The sequence below is a fragment of the Caproicibacter sp. BJN0012 genome (genome assembly GCF_035986805.1).
Lineage (GTDB): Bacteria > Bacillota > Clostridia > Oscillospirales > Acutalibacteraceae > Caproicibacter.
Map to the genome: position 1 here is coordinate 762,805 of NZ_CP142518.1, position 17,664 is coordinate 780,468.

Here is a 17,664-nt window from a genome sequence, read left to right on the forward strand (position 1 = left end):
CCACGAAGTACTGGTAAGTATTGTGTGGTTTTGCCTTATTTTTATGCTTTTTTGAAATGGAAGGAGGAATTCTGAATTGGAACAATTTCCCAAGGATTTTTTGTGGGGAGGGGCCACGGCGGATTTTCAGTATGAGGGGGGATACGGAGAAGGTGGAAGAGGGCTTCTCAGCCATGATTTTGAGACAAAAGGCAGCGTGACGCAGACCCGTCAGATCACGCTGAAACTCCGCGACGGAGGCCGCGGAAGCGTCGGCTGCCGGGCTTCGCTTCCGGATGGAGCGGAAGCGTGCCTTTACGGTGATGTCTATTATCCGAGCCATAAGGCCACGGATTTTTATCACCACTGGAAAGAAGACATATCCCTGATGGCTGAAATGGGTTTCAAAACCTATCGTTTTTCTATTTGCTGGTCAAGAATTTTTCCCACAGGTGACGAATCGGCACCCAATGAAGAAGGTCTGAAGTTTTATGAGAATGTTATTGATGATTTGATTAGCCGCGGGATTGAGCCGCTTGTCACAATCTGCCATGATGAGCTTCCCTATTATCTTTGCGAAACATATGATGGCTGGAGCAGCAGACATACGATTGATTGCTATGTAAAGTATGCCGGAGCCTTGTTTGAGAGATTCCGAGGGAAAGTAAAATACTGGCTGACTTTTAACGAGATCAATGCGGTCGGCGGCTATGCCCAGATCGGTACGCACAAGCAGGACCATCAGACACATTATCAAGCGGTTCATCATATGTTTGTGGCCAGCGCAAGGGCAATTCAGTTGGCGAGGAAAATCATTCCGGAAGCAAAATTTGGAACGATGTTTGCCCTGAGCGAGATCTATCCGGCGACCTGCAAACCCGAAGACATTTTTGCCGCATATCAAAAAAGGAGAGAATCGCTATTTTTTGCAGATGTGATGTCGAGAGGGTATTATCCAGGGTATTCACATGAGATCTTCCAGCGCAAGAAGGTGGTGATTCACAAAGAACCTGGTGATGACGAGCTGCTCAAAAACGATACGTTGGACTACATTTCGTTCAGCTATTATCGCTCCGCAATTGCGGATGTATCTTCGGAATTCGACATCATGGGGGGTGACCCAAATCCATATCTTGAGAAAACCCCATGGGGATGGCCGATTGATCCATTAGGGCTTCGCTATTGTCTCAACGAACTGTACGACCGCTATCAAAAGCCGCTCTTTGTCATCGAAAATGGCCTTGGGGCGGTTGACACGCTGGAGAAAGACGGAACGGTTCATGATTCTTACCGCATCAGGTATCTCAGGGATCATTTAGCCCAGATCAGAGATGCCATCAACATTGATCACATTCCTTGTTTTGGCTATACCATGTGGGGATGTACGGATGTAGTGTCTTTAAGCACAGGCGAGATGAAAAAGCGCTATGGGTTCGTTTATGTGGATATGGATGATGACGGACAGGGTTCATTAAAGCGTTACAAAAAGGATTCTTTTTACTGGTACAAAAAAGTAATCGAAGAAAACGGCGGCAACCTGGACGAATAGCGATATGCTGACACCGATGCCACAGGCTTCAAATCGCATGAAACAATCTTTTTGGGTGAGTTGTGTGAAAAATGTAAAGAAGGAAATCGAGAGGGTGTATTATGGATTATATTAAAATTGCCAACGAAATTGTAGAGGCGGTAGGCGGAAGCGGGAATGTCCTCTCTGTAACGCATTGCATGACGCGTCTTCGCTTTACGCTGAAGGATAAGAACCTTGCAAATGTGGAGGCAATCAAAAAAATAGAAGGCGTCCTTGGCAATACCTTTAGTGCCGGGCAGATGCAAATTATTCTGGGCAAGAACCTGCTTCCAACATTTGAAGAGATTGTGAAGAACAATCGCTTTGAAGTCGGTGAAACGGTAGACGAAAATCTGGACAATATTGATCCGGGCAAAGGAAACGAAGAGAAAAAGCTGAAGGATCTATTGAAAAAATTCTGTTCCGGAATATTGAATTATATCGTTTCTTCCATTACTCCAATGATTCCGGGCTTGATCGCGGGCGGCATGCTGAAGGTTTTCCTGCTGATTTTTTCCCTGATCTGGCCGTTTATTACGAAAACTCAAAGTTACCAACTGATCAATTTTCTTTCGACGGTTCCGTTTTATTTCATGCCGATTTTCGTCGCTTTCGGCGGGTCGAAAAAAATGGGCTCCACGCCTGTTTACGCCATGATTGTTGCCGCGGGGCTTATATATCCTGATTTTGTAGCTTTGGTCACGGCGGGCAAGCCGATTACTCTTTTTGGGATGCCTGTCATGCTGGTGAAATATTCCAGCTCGTTGTTGCCGGCGTTGCTTTCTACCTATGCCGTTGCAAAGCTGGAGAAGCTCTTCAATAAAATTATTCCGGGGATTTTCAAAGCCATATTTGTTGGAATGCTTACCATAACCGTAGGTATGGTATTGACTTTAGTCGTACTAGGGCCTCTCGGCACTTTTGTCGGCAATTATGTGGTCGCGTTTCTCCTTTGGCTCCAAACGGTAATTGGGCCGGTCGCCTTGGCGTTGGTTGCGGCAATCTTGCCTTATATGATTATGACTGGCATGCATAACCTTTTCAGCCCGGTTATGGTTCAGCTCCTTTCATCAACCGGGTACGACTCCCTTTTCCGGCCTGCGTTAATCCTTCATAATATGTCCGAGGGCGGAGCTTGCTTTGCCGTTGCGTTGAAAACAAAGAGTAAAGACCTACGCTCTGAAGCTGTGAGCTGTGGAATAGGCTGTATTTTTGCCGGTGTTACCGAACCTGCGATATATGGTATCACTCTCCGGCTGAAAAAGCCTCTTTTCGGAGTGTCGGCCGGCGGCGCTGCAGGAGGTCTGGTCGCAGGTGCTTTGGGTGCAAAGGCTTTTGTTATGGGATATTCGACCATTCTTGCGGTGCCTATATTTGAGAACACCATTACCGCAATTCTCCTTGGAATCGCGACTGCGATTGTAGTTTCCGGCGTGGTTACATATATTCTTGGATTTGAGGACATCAAAAAATAGCAGCCTTTGGGATAAAGCGATTCACCGGTTGCCAAAGTGCATTTAAGTCGTAATAACAGCTTAGATACGCAAAAACTCATACACCCAATATGGCGGGAAAGGATTTTATTTTGTTTAATTTGTTTTCAAGAGAAAAAAGGAGATATAAAGATTTCTTACCTTGCAATGCACTTTTGGCGGTTGCAGATGGTTATTTGGTTCCAATGGAAAAAGTCCCGGACGAAGTCTTTTCCCAGAAGATTTTGGGCGACGGAGTCGCGATTCAAATTTCCAGCCAGACGATTTGTTCCCCTGCCAACGGGATGATCGATACCCTGGCACCTCATGCCTTCGGGTTGGTATTGCCGAATAAGATTGAAGTCATGGTGCACATTGGGGTGGATACCGTTTCCATGGGGGGGAAAGGATTCAAAGTTCTGGCGGCTGAAAAGTCGCAGGTGAAACAAGGTGATCCGGTCATCAGGGTCGATAAAGACTTCCTGGAGAACAAAGGATTCAATCTCATTACTATGGTAGTAGTGACAGATGCGCGGGATTTTCAATTCCGATATTCCGCGGAAGGAACCGTTCAAGCGGGGAAAAGCGTGCTTGCCACTTACGAAAAATGCGTATAATGCCGTCTTCACACGTTGCGACAGTCCAGGCCTACCCGTTTATCGGAACGCACAGTAAAATGCTGTGCGTTCCGAAATGTTACAGGAGTTCACTTTAATATAATAAAGGAGGCGAGTGATGATGAAAGAATTTGAATATGTCATCAAAAATGAAAGTGGAATCCACGCAAGACCCGCAGGCCTTCTTGTCAAACAGGCACAGCGGTTTCAGTCACAGGTGACGGTTATGAGAGGTTCAAAAAATGCCGATGCGAAAAAATTGTTTCCTTTGATGGGCTTATGCATAAAAGGAGGAGATAAAGTTAAAGTCAAGGCCAATGGGCCGGACGAGACAGAAGCCATACAGGTCTTGGAAGACTTTTTCAAAAATAATCTTTGAATACCGAGGAAATAAGGATGTTTGTTTTAAGTGGGAAAAATGTCTGCGGCGGAATCGTATCCGGTAAAATCCTTTTTTATAGGAATGATTCGATTGAAATCCGCAAGTATCAGATTACAAATACCGGAAATGAAATTGCGCGGTATAAACAGGCGTCTGAAAGAGCTATCAGCGAACTTGAAGAACTATATGAACAAGCACTGCATGAAACCGGAGAGGCAGCTGCGCAAATTTTTCAGATCCATCAAATGATGCTGGAAGATGACGATTACCGCGATTCCGTTGAAGCGATCATCAGGACACAGAAGGTAAACGCCGAGTATGCCGTTCGGGTAACAAGCGAGAGCTTTGCAAAATTGTTTTCCAGCATGGACGACGATTACATGAAAAGCAGAGCCATGGATGTAAAGGATATTTCGGAGCGGTTGGTTGCTGCTTTATCCGGTATAGCGCAGAGATCCATTTCGTCTGACTCGCCCGTTATCCTTGCCGCAGATGATTTGGCACCCAGCGAAACGGTGCAGTTGGACAAAACCAAAATACTGGCATTTGTTATGAAAAACGGCTCAGTCAATTCCCATACGGCTATTCTCGCGCGGACCATGAATATTCCCGCAATCGTAGGAGTCGGCGAAGAGCTGCAGCCGGAATATGACGGCATGGATGCGATTGTTGACGGATTTACCGGAAAAGTCTACATTGAGCCGGACAAAGAGACTTCAGAAGCTTTCGAGAAAAAGCTCAGTCAGGAGAATGAAAAAAAGAAACTGGTCGAGCAGCTTAAGGGAAAGGACAATATAACTCTGGATGGACGGCATATTGATATCTACGCCAATATCGGAAGCCCGGATGACCTTGGCAAAGTATTGTTAAATGACGCCGGAGGAATTGGTTTATTCCGAAGCGAATTTCTGTTTCTGAAAAGTCAAACGTACCCCACCGAAGATGAGCAGTTTTCAGCCTACAAAGCGGCGGCAGAAAGTATGGGTGGAAAGCAGGTTGTTATCCGGACCTTGGACATCGGCGCGGATAAGCAGGTGAGTTATTTTAATTTACCCAAAGAAGAAAATCCTGCAATGGGGCTGCGGGCCATCCGCATCTGCCTGACGCAGGTTGACATTTTTAAAACGCAGCTGAGGGCTTTATATAGAGCTTCCGCATTCGGCAAAATAGCCATCATGTTCCCTATGATCACTTCAGTGGAGGAGATCGTAAAGATCAAAAGAATTGTGGATGAAGTCAAAAAAGAATTGAATGAAGGAAATTATGCTTATGACGGTGACGTACAGCTTGGCATTATGATTGAAACTCCTGCTGCCGCCATGATCAGCGATAAGCTTGCAAAGGAAGTGGATTTTTTCAGCATCGGCACGAATGATCTGACGCAATACTCCTTAGCGATGGACCGTCAGAATGAAAATCTGGGTGAATTTTTTAATCCACATCATTTGGCGGTCTTGCGCTTTATAAAAATGGCGATTGACAATGCCCACAAGAATGGGATCCGGGCGGGAATCTGCGGGGAACTTGGCGCCGATTTGGACCTGACAGAAATATTTCTGGCACTCGGTGTGGATGAGCTGTCTGTATCGCCCTCGATGATTTTGAGGCTTCGTAAAAAAATCAGAGAAACGGACACAACCCAGATTGATGATAAAATTCTGATTGATTTAGACATGAATTAGAAGATGAGGATGGAACTTTTCGCTGTCTGGTCTGCTCAATGTCCAGGGCAATAAACAGATCTATTTTCATTAGTCGCGGTCGATTGTTTAATAATAAATTTAAATCTGAAAAGCAGTTCTATCCTTAACGGCTCATTTGATTTTTGGAATACATAGTTTCAGCTTTAATTGGATTCGTTTTTGCCGTCATCGAAAAAAACAGGCCCGCCGGGATTTATTCCCGGCGGGCCTGTTTTTTATGATGGCCGCTTTAAGGAGGGAGATAGGGCGGGGTAGCATTTAGCCAAATCCATAGGATCTACCGGTTTAGGTGTGGGAAAGAAGCGGCTGCGTTAAGTTTTATGGATCATACCTTCGGCGAATGATTTAAGCTGTGAAAGAGACTCGAATTTGACTCCGCTTTGTTCGATGGATTCCTGAACAATCGAAGGCAGAGAAGAAAAATACTGTTTCAGATCCGGATCCGTAAATGGATTCTGTTCGTTTTGCATGGAGATCACCTCATGAAAAGTATCTGCCTTAATTTATCGATTATGCATTCGCGGAAAGAGCGGGAAGAGTCTCTCGGCCCAACCTATTGGCGTGTCGCTTTTAGTCGGAGGCAAAACCGGAAACGGCTGCGCTTTCAATCCTCCATTGGATTTTTGCCGAAATTCTTGAAAAATTCATCAATAAAGTAAAGCGAAGCGCCCGTAGCTACGGATTCAACTTTGTTTTTGCAGGGCAGTAAAAATTCATGGGCATTTTCTCCAAACGGATTTTTTGCATTGACTCGCTCACATAATAAATCCATATAGTCCTTCATGTAGGCGCCTACGTAACCGCCCAGGATGATCTTACAGCCGAACAGCATCCGGATATCATGCACTGCGATGGCGAGATAATCCAAATATTCATTCCACACCTTCTGAAGCAGTTCATCCCCCTGCTTGAGACGGAGGAAAAACAGGCCCAGGTCGTCGTTGGAGTAATTCGCCAGCCTTTCCGCGTTGCAGTACGCGTCAAAACACCCCCGCTGCCCGCAATAGCATGGCTTGCCGTTTGGAACCAGATTCATATGCCCGACTTCTCCGCTGTACAGTCCGTCTCCCATATATACTTTATCGTTCACAAGCACGGAACCGCCGATGCTGTTGCACAGGCTGATATAAAATGCGTTGTGGATCTCGGGCGACATCCATATTTCGGAAAAGCCGGAAGCGTTGGAGTCATGGACCAGTTTGGTGGGATAAGGAATGTACTTTACAAAGTCTTTATTGCTTATGCCCGTATTGGAAATGACCCTGCCGTCGACGACAAGGCCCTGCTCTTCATTGATCAGGCCCGGCATGGCGATCCCTATTCCCAATAATTTCTGCCGGTCCAGATGGATGTTGTCAATCATGTTCTCTACAAGATTTCCCAATAAGATGAAATATTCGCCGTTGTTTCGGAAATCCCGCTTCAGGAAAATACGGTTGATGACATTGCCCATCAGGTCCATGACCACACCGTTAATGCTGTGCTTGGTTATATCCAACCCGATGGCGACCTTTGCATCGGCAATGTAGGAATAGGCGATCGGATTTCTGCCGCCTGATTTTGTCGACAGTTTCTGGTTGGAGCCGATCAGCTTGGCTTTGCATAAATACTCCAAATTCTGTGTGACTGTCGGCAGGCTCAGCTGCAGGTCGTAAGCAATATCCTGCTTTGTTGCAAAATTGTTCTCGCGTATGTAAAAATAGATTTTTTTCCTGTTGTTTTGTTTGATATCAACGATATTCATACGTCTTTTTTTCTCCCGTTTTTATTTCTTTCATAAAGCCGCCGGCGTTTTCGGGGGTGTGCTTCAAACCTGCGTAATGATTGCCTAAAACTCAAATGATTGATTCATATCAATTTTACTCCTTCTAAGAAAAAAGCCAACACTTGGGCGAATTTTATTTTCATGGCTAGACCTACGCAGCGAAGTTAGCTGTTCATCCTTTCAGCTTTCCGTGTTGGTGTGATACTTTTGCGCGTCGTACTCGTTTATTAGCATAGAAGAAAAATGATGTGCGATGTGGAGACTGATTCATGGGTGGTGTGAAAATCTTTGTTTATATGTAATAAAAATCTTGACAAAGGAAAAGGATAGCGTATAATATAAATACATTTTGTAAATAGTTTTTATAAAATGTATTATAGCACATCACCACAATATTATGCAACAAAAGGAGAAAAAACAATGAAGAACGATCTTTTTTCACTCGGTGGAAAAGTCGCGGTGGTAACCGGCGGCAATCAGGGGATTGGGAAAGTCGTTGCCGGGTTTATCGCAGATGCCGGGGCCGACGTCGTTATCATTGACTTAAACGATGCCACGAAAGTTGCGAGGGATATCGCCGAAGAATATGGAGTGCGGACGGCGGCGGTCGCCTGTGATGTTACAAAGCCTCAGGAAGTTGAAAAAGCGATAGAGGAAGCAGCCCGTAAAATGGGAACGCTGGACTTGCTGTTTAACAATGCGGGGATCTGTTTACATAAAGATGCGCTGGACTGCACCCCTCAGGACTGGCTGAAGGTCGTTGACGTCAATTTGAATGGGATCTTTTTTGTTGCGCAGGCCTTCGGAAAATATCTTGTCCGCAACGGCAAAAAAGGAAACATCGTGAATACGGCTTCGATGTCCGCCACCATTGTTAATATTCCGCAGGGCCAGGCGTCTTATAACTCGTCGAAGGCCGGCGTCGCGCATTTGACAAAATCCCTGGCCGTCGAATGGGCCGGGAAAGGGATACGCGTCAACTCGATCAGCCCGGGGTATATCATGACGGAAATGACCGGAAACGTCAGAAAGGATTGGCAGGAGCTCTGGGTAAACTCGATTCCGTTTAAACGGATGGGCAGACCGGAAGAGCTGGCTGGAGCGGTTATCTACTTCCTGTCCGATGCATCCACTTACACTTCCGGCTGCGATATGCTGATTGACGGATGCTTCACGGTTGTTTAAGATTGTCTGTATGAGCGCAAAGTTTTTGGGATTGCTGGATTAATGCTGCATCCGGCCTGCTGAATCAAAATCTTGCCAGGATGCGGCCGATCATATCCTTAATATTCGAGAAAAAGGGGTGATTTAAAAATTTGTTTTGTCTGAGGTTTATATTGGTTGGACTTCAGGCAGAAAGAATGCAGGCAGCAGTCTAAACATTTTGAAAATGAGAGTTTGGGAGGAAAAAAGATGAAGAAAAGGTGCTTAGCGATTTTACTGGCAGTAAGCATGGTGGTACCGCTTGCGGCGTGCAGTTCTCAGAATTCATCTTCCACAACGTCCGGCGCGGCAGCCAATACGGCTTCCACTGCGGAGACATCCGGCGGCGCCGCTGCGGCGAACGGCGGCAGCAACGAGATTTGGTATTCCACAAAAAACTCCACGGAAACGGTGCATGTCGCAATGGCGAAGGGCGTTACCGACGCCGCCAAGATGCTCGGCTATGACGGAAAAGTCACGGTAGCGGAATCGGATGCGGCCAAGCAAAACGACCAGATGAACAATCTGATCGACAATGTCAAGCCGAAGGCGATCATCCTGAATCCTTACGACAGCGACAGTGTCTCGGACGTCATTACAAAATGCAACAACGCAAAGATTCCGCTCGCCGTAATCGACAACCAGGCGAACAATGCGAATGTCGCAGTCTCCGTTTTGTTTGACAGCATTGCTTCCGGCAAGGCTGCGGCGGAGGAAGCGATCCGTTTGCTTACCCAAAAGTATGGCAAGCCCAAGGGTGTTGTAGTGGATCTGTACGGCGAAGTCGTTTCTCAGGTGTTTAAAGACAGGGCAAAAGGATTTGAAGACGAAATCAAGAAATATTCCGACATCAAGCTGATTTCCGTGCTCGGCGCGCCTCAGGCGGATGTGGCCACAAGCGCTTTGAACAACATTATAGCGGATTCAAAGTCCCGCAATGAGACGATCGACCTGATCAATACGCCGACCGACACCGCAACTCTCGGCGCGGTCGAAGCGCTGAAAACCAACGACATGTGGTATCCGATCGGAAACGACAAGCATGTTTTTGTTATCTCCCACGACGGCGCGTCGCAAATTCTTGACGATATCCGCGACAATTATGTGGATTCTGAAATCGTTATCGATGTCCTGGGCGTCGGCGGCATTGCCGCGGAAGTATTGAACGAGTATACGGTGAAGGGAAAAGAAATTCCCACATCCGGAACATTTGAACCCCGGGGGAAATACCTTAACAAAAAAGTTGAGTTCTCAAAGGGGAACTGCGGCCCGACGATCGTGCTGGCTCCTCTGAAAGTAACGAAGACGAATGCGGACGATCCGCTCATCTGGGGAAATGTCGTCAAATAGAAAAGCCCTGCGTTTCCCTTGATGGTCCCTGGCAAGACTGAACAGTTTTCCAGAGCAGTGCAAGTGTATGGCGAGCGGTGGATAAATCCGGTACCCGGCTGGCCGAAACGGCGCTTTTAAAGGAAGCCCGGTGAGGAAGGTCAGCTGCGGGCCATTGGTTTGAGGTTTTACATAACGGCCAGCTCATTTAGGTGATGATTTGTTCTTGAAAATGCCTTTTTGAGTTGGCTGTTTTGTTATTGGATGAGTTGATACACGTTGGGAAACGGTTTTTATATGGAAAATGAGAAGGTGAAATAAGTTTGGATGATGATATTCTTCTTGACATAAAAAAGATATCGAAGTTTTTCGGGACCACCCAAGTTCTCAAGGACATCTCCATTCAAATAAAAAGTGGAATGATCCATTCGTTTTTAGGACGGAACGGTGCCGGAAAATCCACATTGGTAAACATTATCGCGGGGGTATATCCCCAAACCTCCGGCGAAGTGTTTTTTGAGGGCGAAAATGTAAAAAATCTGAACATTTTTAAAAGGCAGGAGCTTGGTATCCGGCTTGTGCCGCAGCATGAGAATTCTTTTCCGGACCTTACCGTGGCGGAAAACATATTTGTCGGCTTGCTGCCGAAGTCCAAGCGGGGAATGGTGGATTGGAAGGCGATGAACAAGGCCGCCGGAGAAGAACTGGCAGGGTATGGCCTGGACATTTCGCCGGCGGAAATGGTCCGCAATCTCAGGTCGATCGATGTAAGAAAACTGAACATCATTCGCGCGATGCACAAGGGCGCAAAGCTGATTATCCTGGATGAACCCACTACGGCGCTGACCAACAGGGAACGGGATGAGCTGTTTGCGTTTATCAGGAAGCTGAAAGAGGGAGGAATCGCTTTCATCTTCATTTCGCATTATCTGGGCGAGGTAAAAGAACTTTCGGACGAGATTACGGTACTGAGAGACGGATGTATGTATCCCGTGGAAAATCCAAAGGAAGTTACGGAGGAGTATCTTTCGAGACTGGTTGCAGGCGAAAAAGTACAGCTGACGCAGAGACAGAACAAAACGGATTTTGACGATGAGAATAAACTGTTCGAATGCAGGCATCTGACCGCCAAAGGGCTTGACGATGTGTCGGTTGATATTTATAGGGGAGAGATTCTGGGGATCATAGGTTTTCCAGGGTCCGGCGCGCGTGAGATGTGCCGCACTCTGTTTGGCGCCAACAAGCTCTCAAAGGGCGAAATATTGTATCTGGGAAAGAAATTGTCCATTAAAAGCCCCAAAGAGGCGATCCGAAACGGCTTAGCCTATGTTTCCTATGACAGGCAAAGGGAAGGCCTGATCCCTCAGTTTACGGTAAATTATAATATCGGCATGAGCGTGCTTCACAGCAAACTGAAGAAACCGTTTGGGTTTATCAATATGAAAAAGGAGCGCGAGATATCGGATCATTATAAAGACGTACTCAACCTGAAGTGCAATGGGATCGATGACCCGATCAGCAGCCTGTCCGGCGGAAATCAACAAAAAGTGGTAGTAGGCCGTGCTTTGGCCGCGGAACCGAAGCTGCTGGTATTGGATGAGCCCACGATTGGAATCGACATTAAGAGCAGGGAAGAAATCATCGCCACCATCGACAAAATGACGCAGTCCGGCGTAAGCGTTCTGTACCTGACAAACGACTATGAAGAGTTGCTTCGGGTGGCGGACAGACTGATATTCTTCAAAGATTCGAAGATTGTGGCGCAGATGGACAATAAAGACCTGGGCGTCGTTCGCGTTACGGAGATAAGGGATCATGCGAAAGGGGAAATTTAAGTGAAAGCAAATGGCCTTCAAAAAAGAAGCACTGTATTGGATATTTGCATGAATAATATCGTATGGATCCTGCTGGTTGTATCCATACTGATTATGGGAATGTTCCAGTCTTCGTTTTACTCATTCGGAATCTTATCGAACATTCTGGTTCAGGGCACGGTTTTAGGCATGCTGGCGCTTGCCGTGGCGATGGTAGTGCTGCTGGGGGACATCAATCTGTGTACGGTGGGAACAGCGGGATTTTCAGCGCTGATCGGTGTAATGGCAATGAAAAGGGGGTTCCCGATTCCTCTTTCCGTCCTTGTCATTCTCCTTGTAGGCGGCGCGGTCGGTTTTATCAACGGACTGATCGTGACCAGGCTGAAGGCGAATGCTTTCATTGAAACCCTTGCGATGAATCTGGTCCTGGAAGGTGCGCTGCTCGCCATTACAAACGGAACCACCATTTCGCAGCTGCCGGATTCCTATAAATACATAAGTCAGGGTAAGATCGGAATCTTCCCCGCCCTTCCGCTGGTCCTGTTCGGCATCTTCATCCTCTTTTATTTTCTCTGGAATAAGACTTCCTTTGGAAGAAGCGTGTTTGCGGTCGGCGGAAATTCGCTGAGCGCCTACATCGCCGGGATCAACGTGCGCACCGTCAAAGTCGGAGCGTATGTGCTTTCCGGGTTTCTGTCCGGGCTTGCGGGATACTTGCTGTCCGGATATATGGGCGCAGTAACGTCTTCGTTCGGAAGCTCTTATGAAAATCTGTGCATCGCGGCGGCGGTTATCGGCGGTGTCAGTCTGACCGGCGGCAAAGGCTCCATCGTGGGCGTCCTGGGGGGCACTTTACTGCTGACGGTGATTCAAGTCGGCCTTGCGATTCTGGGAATTCCTTCGACAATGATAACGCTGGCGGGCGGCGTGATGATCTTTGTTGCCGTTGTGATTGACTCGATCCGCAATATCTATCAGACCGGGAGATAGAGGCCGTCTAGATAGAGCAGAGGATGGGGCCGCTGCTTTACTCAATGCGGTGCTGTCGCAGACAAAATTTCAAAAGTAATTCGAACATGATGGGCGGGGGAATAAGGATGAACTATCTGATCGGAACGGACATTGGAACTTCCGGCACAAAAACAATCGTGATGGATACGCAGGGAAACCTGATCGCATCCGACCTTGAGGAATATGATGTGTTGACTCCGCATGCTTTATGGGCGGAACAGTGGCCGGATGTATGGGTGAGCGCAACGGAGCGTTCCATCCGCCGCGCCTTCGAGAAGGCGGCAATCAGGGCCGGAGAGGTAAAGGGCATCTGCATCAGCGGGCTTTACGGGGGAAGCGGGATTCCTCTGGACCGGAATATGGAACCCGTGCGCCCGTGCCTCATCTGGATGGACCGCCGCGCGGGAAAGCAGCAGCAGTGGGTGCTGGAGCATATTGGAGCGCAAAAGATCCATGAGGTTTCCCATAACGGGACGGACCCCTATTACGGGTATACGAAAATCCTGTGGATAAAAGATAACGAACCGGAAAACTGGGCAAAAACGAAATTATTCTTACCGCCCAATGCTTATGTTATTTACAAGCTTACCGGAAAGGTGGCCGTTGATTACTCCTCCGCGGGAAACATCGGCGGAATTTTCGATGAGGAAAAGAGATGCTGGTCCACAGAGATGCTGGATGCCATGGGGATTCCACGCAGCATGATGCCGGAGCAAATCGTGGAATCAAGTGCGGTGGTGGGCGGTTTGACGGAATCGGCCGCCTCTAAGCTGGGGCTTTGCTCAGGGACGCCCGTCTGCGCGGGAGGGGTCGACTGCGTCGTCGCAACGCTCGGACTCGGGGTATTTGAACCGGGCCGTTATGTTGCGGCAATCGGAACCAGCATGTGCGCCGCGCTGGTGCATGACCAGCCTCTTCACGCAAAAGGGCTGATTGAAATGCCCTATACCTTTGATTCAAAGCACCTGTCCTACTCCTTTGGCGGAGCGGCGACCGCCGGCGCGCTTGTGAAATGGTTCCGCGACAATTTCGCTCAAACGGAAAAACAAGCGGAAGAACAGGGCGGCGAAAGCGCCTATAAGGTTCTCGACCTTGAAGCGGAAAAGCTTAACCCGGGGAGCGGCGGGCTGATTGTTCTTCCCTATTTTATGGGCGAGCGCAGCCCCGTGTGGGATACAAATGCGCGCGGTCTTGTTCTGGGCCTGTCTCTCAATCATACAAGAGCCCATGTTTACCGTGCCTTTTTGGAAGCAATCGCCTATTCTCTGCGCCATTCGATGGAGAGTACGAACACAGACCTTGGCGATCAGATCATTGTGGCGGGCGGTGTGACGAGATCCCGAATCTGGAGACAGATCATTGCCGATGTGACGGGGCATACGATTGTATGTCCTGCCAATGATGTCGAAGCGAATCTTGGCGATGTCATTCTCGCAGGCCTAGGCACCGGCTGCCTGACTTCCGACGAGGTAAAAAAATGGCAGACAATGGGGAAGGAGATTCCCTGCAACAAAGAGCGTCATGAAATTTACAACAAATACTATGCTGTTTATCGTTCGGTCTACGAAGACCTGAAAGGTGATATGGCTCGAATGGCAGCTTTCGACCAGTAAAAAGAGAACAAAGGGCAAAAGGAATCTCCCCGGCATTGCCGGAGGAACCCGGCTGGCCGGGGAATTGATTTTGCACGATACTTGTCGTATTCCAATCCGGTTTCCCGGAAAATGGTCGGAATAAGAATTTTCAGTTTTGCTTTTTGTACAGGTCGTCATAGTAGCTGATGCGGTCGACCTTCGGCTGAGAACGGCCTCCGGAGAAATCGCAGGTCAGCCAGATGTCGGCAAGCTGCTTGGCAAGCTCCAGGCCGATGACGCGCGCGCCCATGCATAGGATCTGCGTGTTGTTGCTCTTTCTTGCCCGCTCCGCCGAATAGCAGTCGTGGCACACCGCCGCCCGGATCCCCGGCACCTTGTTGGCGGAAATCGACATCCCGATCCCCGTGCCGCACATCAGGATGCCCCGGTCCGCTTCGCCGTCCGCGACGGCCTGGGCGACTTTTACGGCAATATCCGGGTACAGGACCGGCCGGCCGTCGTAAGTCCCTTTATCCACGATTTCATAGCCTTCCGAAATCAGATACTCCTTGATCTTTTCCTTGAAGTCATACGCGGCTTCGTCGCTTCCAACGATCAGCTTCATAGCAGCGCCTCGATTCCGTCCGCCATTGCTTTCAAAAGAATAAAGCAGGAAACGGAGCCCGCGTCCAGAACGCCCCGGGAACGTTCGCCCAATCGGCTGGAACGGCCGAACCGGGCGACCAGATTTTTGGTGGAATTCATCCCATCCTCCGCGGCTGCTTTCATTTTTTCAAGGGCCGCTTGGAACTCTCCGCCCTCCTGCACGGATTTTTTCAGGGAACCGCTCGCGGGGCCGAGGGTATCCACCAGCGTCTTGTCCCCGACCTGCGCCTGCACGATTTCCCGCAGCCCGGAAAGACCCTCTTCGACCATTCCGGAAAAATCACGGAGGGAAATCTCCGTCAGATCCCGGCCCTTTTCCGCCATGCCCGCAAAAATCGTGCCGTAAATCGGCCCCATGGACCCGCCGATCTCCGTCATCAGAACCGTACTCAGCTCATCCAGACCTTCCGTAAAAGAGATGTCACGGTCCGCGATCCGCTCGCCGAACAGGGTAAAGCCTTTATTCATATTCATGCCGTGATCGCCGTCCCCGATCAGACCGTCGATGTCGCCGAGATATTTTTTATTTTCCTGAATCGCCTTGACCATCCCGAGAAGAATGCTTTTCCCCTCCGCATTTTGAAAGGTTGACATGTTTTTCCTCCCTTAACGCCAGCCGATGGATTCCCTGCCGCCCGCCTTTTTCCGCCCGCGGCCGGAGGGAATCGTGCGCGCCAAAAGTTTTTGGGTTAAAACTGCTTCAGTCCCACGGTATTGACTGGCAGATCCATCAGCGTTTTCAATTCGTCGTCCAGCTTCATCACCGACAGCGTCGCGCCCATCATCTCCATGGAGGTAAAATAGTTGCCGACGTACGCGCGGTGGACCTTCAGCCCCTCGGCGTTCAGAATTTTTTCAATCTCGCCGTACAGGACGTAAAGCTCCATGACCGGGGTGGCGCCGAGGCCGGAGACCAGAACCGTCACTTCGTCACCGGCGGTGAACGGATAATCCGGCAGAACGACCCCCGTCATGCGTTTCGCCATCTGCGCGGCCGTCTCCAGCTTGCAGACTGCGATTCCGGGCTCGCCGTGGTGGCCGATGCCGACTTCCATGGTCCCGTCTTCAATCGTGAAATTGGGGTGCCCGACGGCGGGAAGCGTGCAGGGGGTCAGCCCGATCCCAACGCTTCTGGTGTTGTCGATCGCCTTCTGCGCGGCCGCTATGACTTCCTCCAGAGAAGCCCCGGCCGCCGCTTTCGCTCCCCCGGCCTTCCACATGAAAATCTCGCCCGCAACGCCGCGCCGTTTTTCCCTCTGATCCTTTGGAGCCGAGGCCACGTCGTCGTTCGCCACGACCGTTTTGACCTCAAGGCCCTCCATCTTCGCCATTCTGACGGCCATTTTGACATTCATGTTGTCTCCCGAATAATTGCCGTACAGGCAGGCGACGCCTTTCTTTCCATCCGCCGCGCGGAAGGCGTCCAGAAACGCGACCGCCGTCGGCGAAGAGCAGATTTCCCCGACCGCCACCGCGTCGACCATGTTTTTTCCGCAGTAGCCGATGAACGCGGGATCGTGCCCGGAGCCTCCGCCCGTCACGACGCCGACCCGGCCGCCCGTAAATCCCGCATACCGGATCGCCCTCCGATTCTCCGTCCCCGCGATCAGATCCGCATGCGCTTTCAGAAACCCTTCCAGTTCTTCGTTTACAATATCGTCGGGATTGTTTAAAATTCGCTGCATAGTGATCCCTCTTTGTTACTTAATCGTGTAGCCGCCGTCAACCAACAGGTTGTGGCCGGTTATCATTCCGGCCGCGCCGCTGCAAAGAAACGCGATGACCCCCGCAATCTCATCTGTTTCGGCGAAACGGCCGGAGGGCATTTCTTTTTTCAGCGCATCGCCGACCGGACCTTCCCAGGCCTTTTTGCCGAGGGCCGTCATGACGACCGTGGGAGAGACGGCGTTGACGCGGATACCGTATTTGCCCCATTCGTATGCCAGTACTTTTGTCATGGCAATGATGCCGCCCTTGCTTGCGGCATAGGCAACGTGTTTGTCAAGGGCGATGACGCCGGCCTGTGAGGCCATGTTCACGATCGAGCCGGGCCGTTTCGCATCAATCAGGTATTTTCCGACGGCCTGTGCCATTTTGAAGGATGCCGAAAGGTTGATGCTGATGGTCTTTTCCCAGTAATCATCACTGAGGGCTTCCGCCTTTTCCAGCGCGACGATTCCGGCACAGTTGACCAGAATATCGATTGCGCCGAATTCCGTGACTGCCTTTGCAACAACGGCCGCCCGGTACTTCGCGTCCGTAATGTCTCCGGCAATGCCGATGCAGTTTCTGCCTGTTTTTTCGGCAATTTCATTCACATCCGGATTCAGGTCCGCCAGAACGCAGTTCACGCCTTTTTTTGCCAGAAACTGTGCGGTCGCGTTTCCGATTCCTGCCGCTCCGCCGGTAATGACGGCCGTCTGGCCCTCCAGAGAATAATTGACATCCGCTCCGCTGTATTTCAGCATGGTAATACCTCCATTGATCAGATTGCACCGCAGCGCGGGTAGCTGCAGACGAACAGCCTGCAGTTACGGCTGCTGCGATAATTGGATATGATTTCGAATTCCCGCTCTTGT

The 17,664-nt window shown here is 49.4% G+C and carries 16 protein-coding genes; 10 read left to right on the forward strand and 6 right to left on the reverse strand.

Annotated elements, in window-relative coordinates:
- Positions 1–76 precede the first annotated feature (76 nt).
- The 5 genes from VA597_RS03685 (at position 77) to ptsP (ending at position 5,702) form a co-directional block, all read left to right on the forward strand.
- Positions 77–1,528 (forward strand): glycoside hydrolase family 1 protein, encoded by a 1,452-nt coding sequence (locus tag VA597_RS03685; protein ID WP_128741713.1) that lies wholly within the window; start codon positions 77–79, stop codon positions 1,526–1,528.
- Between the two features lie 101 nt (positions 1,529–1,629).
- Positions 1,630–3,024, forward strand: coding sequence for a PTS transporter subunit EIIC (locus VA597_RS03690; RefSeq protein ID WP_326975203.1), 1,395 nt, complete (start codon positions 1,630–1,632; stop codon positions 3,022–3,024).
- A gap of 89 nt (positions 3,025–3,113) precedes the next feature.
- Entirely contained in the window at positions 3,114–3,638 is a 525-nt protein-coding gene (locus VA597_RS03695) for a PTS sugar transporter subunit IIA (RefSeq protein ID WP_128741715.1), read from the forward strand.
- Between the two features lie 118 nt (positions 3,639–3,756).
- Positions 3,757–4,017, forward strand: coding sequence for an HPr family phosphocarrier protein (locus tag VA597_RS03700; RefSeq protein ID WP_442861471.1), 261 nt, complete (start codon positions 3,757–3,759; stop codon positions 4,015–4,017).
- Positions 4,018–4,034: 17 nt separating this feature from the next.
- Entirely contained in the window at positions 4,035–5,702 is a 1,668-nt protein-coding gene (gene ptsP / locus VA597_RS03705) for a phosphoenolpyruvate--protein phosphotransferase (RefSeq protein WP_326975204.1), read from the forward strand.
- 332 nt (positions 5,703–6,034) lie between these two features.
- Here the strand turns inward: ptsP and VA597_RS03710 are convergent, their stop codons facing one another.
- Together VA597_RS03710 and VA597_RS03715 are read right to left on the reverse strand one after the other, a co-directional pair.
- Positions 6,035–6,193: a hypothetical protein gene (locus tag VA597_RS03710; RefSeq protein ID WP_326975205.1), complete on the reverse strand. Its 159-nt coding sequence runs from the start codon at positions 6,191–6,193 to the stop codon at positions 6,035–6,037.
- A gap of 134 nt (positions 6,194–6,327) precedes the next feature.
- Positions 6,328–7,467 carry an ROK family protein gene (locus VA597_RS03715; protein WP_326975206.1) on the reverse strand — a complete coding sequence of 380 codons (1,140 nt, stop codon included), beginning with the start codon at positions 7,465–7,467 and terminating at the stop codon, positions 6,328–6,330.
- 441 nt (positions 7,468–7,908) lie between these two features.
- Here VA597_RS03715 and VA597_RS03720 point away from each other — a divergent pair, with 441 nt between their 5' ends.
- The 5 genes from VA597_RS03720 to VA597_RS03740 all read left to right on the forward strand — a co-directional run bounded on the left by VA597_RS03720 (position 7,909) and on the right by VA597_RS03740 (position 14,458).
- Entirely contained in the window at positions 7,909–8,673 is a 765-nt protein-coding gene (locus VA597_RS03720; RefSeq protein WP_205703198.1) for an SDR family oxidoreductase, read from the forward strand.
- Positions 8,674–8,901: 228 nt separating this feature from the next.
- On the forward strand, positions 8,902–10,041 hold the full coding sequence (locus VA597_RS03725) for a sugar ABC transporter substrate-binding protein (protein WP_128741719.1): 1,140 nt from the start codon (positions 8,902–8,904) through the stop codon (positions 10,039–10,041).
- Positions 10,042–10,343: 302 nt separating this feature from the next.
- Complete coding sequence (locus VA597_RS03730; protein WP_326975207.1) at positions 10,344–11,855, forward strand: sugar ABC transporter ATP-binding protein; 1,512 nt, start codon at positions 10,344–10,346, stop codon at positions 11,853–11,855.
- Positions 11,856–11,903: 48 nt separating this feature from the next.
- On the forward strand, positions 11,904–12,824 hold the full coding sequence (locus VA597_RS03735; protein ID WP_326975208.1) for an ABC transporter permease: 921 nt from the start codon (positions 11,904–11,906) through the stop codon (positions 12,822–12,824).
- Positions 12,825–12,931: 107 nt separating this feature from the next.
- Positions 12,932–14,458: an FGGY-family carbohydrate kinase gene (locus VA597_RS03740; protein ID WP_326975209.1), complete on the forward strand. Its 1,527-nt coding sequence runs from the start codon at positions 12,932–12,934 to the stop codon at positions 14,456–14,458.
- 130 nt (positions 14,459–14,588) lie between these two features.
- Here VA597_RS03740 and rpiB read toward each other — a convergent pair whose 3' ends face one another.
- From rpiB to VA597_RS03760, 4 genes are all read right to left on the reverse strand, one after another.
- Positions 14,589–15,044 (reverse strand): ribose 5-phosphate isomerase B, encoded by a 456-nt coding sequence (gene rpiB, locus VA597_RS03745; protein WP_326975210.1) that lies wholly within the window; start codon positions 15,042–15,044, stop codon positions 14,589–14,591.
- Positions 15,041–15,679, reverse strand: a complete 639-nt coding sequence (dhaL, locus tag VA597_RS03750; RefSeq protein ID WP_326975211.1) for a dihydroxyacetone kinase subunit DhaL — start codon at positions 15,677–15,679, stop codon at positions 15,041–15,043. Before dhaL ends, rpiB begins: the two co-directional genes overlap by 4 nt.
- 95 nt (positions 15,680–15,774) lie before the next feature.
- The gene (locus VA597_RS03755; protein WP_326975212.1) at positions 15,775–16,770 is read right to left on the reverse strand and encodes a dihydroxyacetone kinase subunit DhaK; all 996 of its coding nucleotides are present in this window, start codon (positions 16,768–16,770) and stop codon (positions 15,775–15,777) included.
- A 15-nt stretch (positions 16,771–16,785) separates the two neighbouring features.
- A complete protein-coding gene (locus tag VA597_RS03760; protein ID WP_326975213.1) occupies positions 16,786–17,553 on the reverse strand; it encodes a GolD/DthD family dehydrogenase in 768 nt (255 codons plus the stop codon).
- Positions 17,554–17,664 lie beyond the last annotated feature (111 nt).

Coding starts and splice junctions, on each gene's coding strand:
- VA597_RS03710 (WP_326975205.1), bottom strand. CDS start 6,193: ATGCAAAACGAACAGAATCCATTTACGGATCCGGATCTGAAACAGTAT.
- VA597_RS03740 (WP_326975209.1), top strand. CDS start 12,932: ATGAACTATCTGATCGGAACGGACATTGGAACTTCCGGCACAAAAACA.
- VA597_RS03715 (WP_326975206.1), bottom strand. CDS start 7,467: ATGAATATCGTTGATATCAAACAAAACAACAGGAAAAAAATCTATTTT.
- VA597_RS03690 (WP_326975203.1), top strand. CDS start 1,630: ATGGATTATATTAAAATTGCCAACGAAATTGTAGAGGCGGTAGGCGGA.
- VA597_RS03760 (WP_326975213.1), bottom strand. CDS start 17,553: ATGCTGAAATACAGCGGAGCGGATGTCAATTATTCTCTGGAGGGCCAG.
- ptsP (WP_326975204.1), top strand. CDS start 4,035: ATGTTTGTTTTAAGTGGGAAAAATGTCTGCGGCGGAATCGTATCCGGT.
- VA597_RS03695 (WP_128741715.1), top strand. CDS start 3,114: ATGGCGGGAAAGGATTTTATTTTGTTTAATTTGTTTTCAAGAGAAAAA.
- rpiB (WP_326975210.1), bottom strand. CDS start 15,044: ATGAAGCTGATCGTTGGAAGCGACGAAGCCGCGTATGACTTCAAGGAA.
- VA597_RS03735 (WP_326975208.1), top strand. CDS start 11,904: ATGAATAATATCGTATGGATCCTGCTGGTTGTATCCATACTGATTATG.
- VA597_RS03725 (WP_128741719.1), top strand. CDS start 8,902: ATGAAGAAAAGGTGCTTAGCGATTTTACTGGCAGTAAGCATGGTGGTA.
- dhaL (WP_326975211.1), bottom strand. CDS start 15,679: ATGTCAACCTTTCAAAATGCGGAGGGGAAAAGCATTCTTCTCGGGATG.
- VA597_RS03755 (WP_326975212.1), bottom strand. CDS start 16,770: ATGCAGCGAATTTTAAACAATCCCGACGATATTGTAAACGAAGAACTG.
- VA597_RS03700 (WP_442861471.1), top strand. CDS start 3,757: ATGATGAAAGAATTTGAATATGTCATCAAAAATGAAAGTGGAATCCAC.
- VA597_RS03720 (WP_205703198.1), top strand. CDS start 7,909: ATGAAGAACGATCTTTTTTCACTCGGTGGAAAAGTCGCGGTGGTAACC.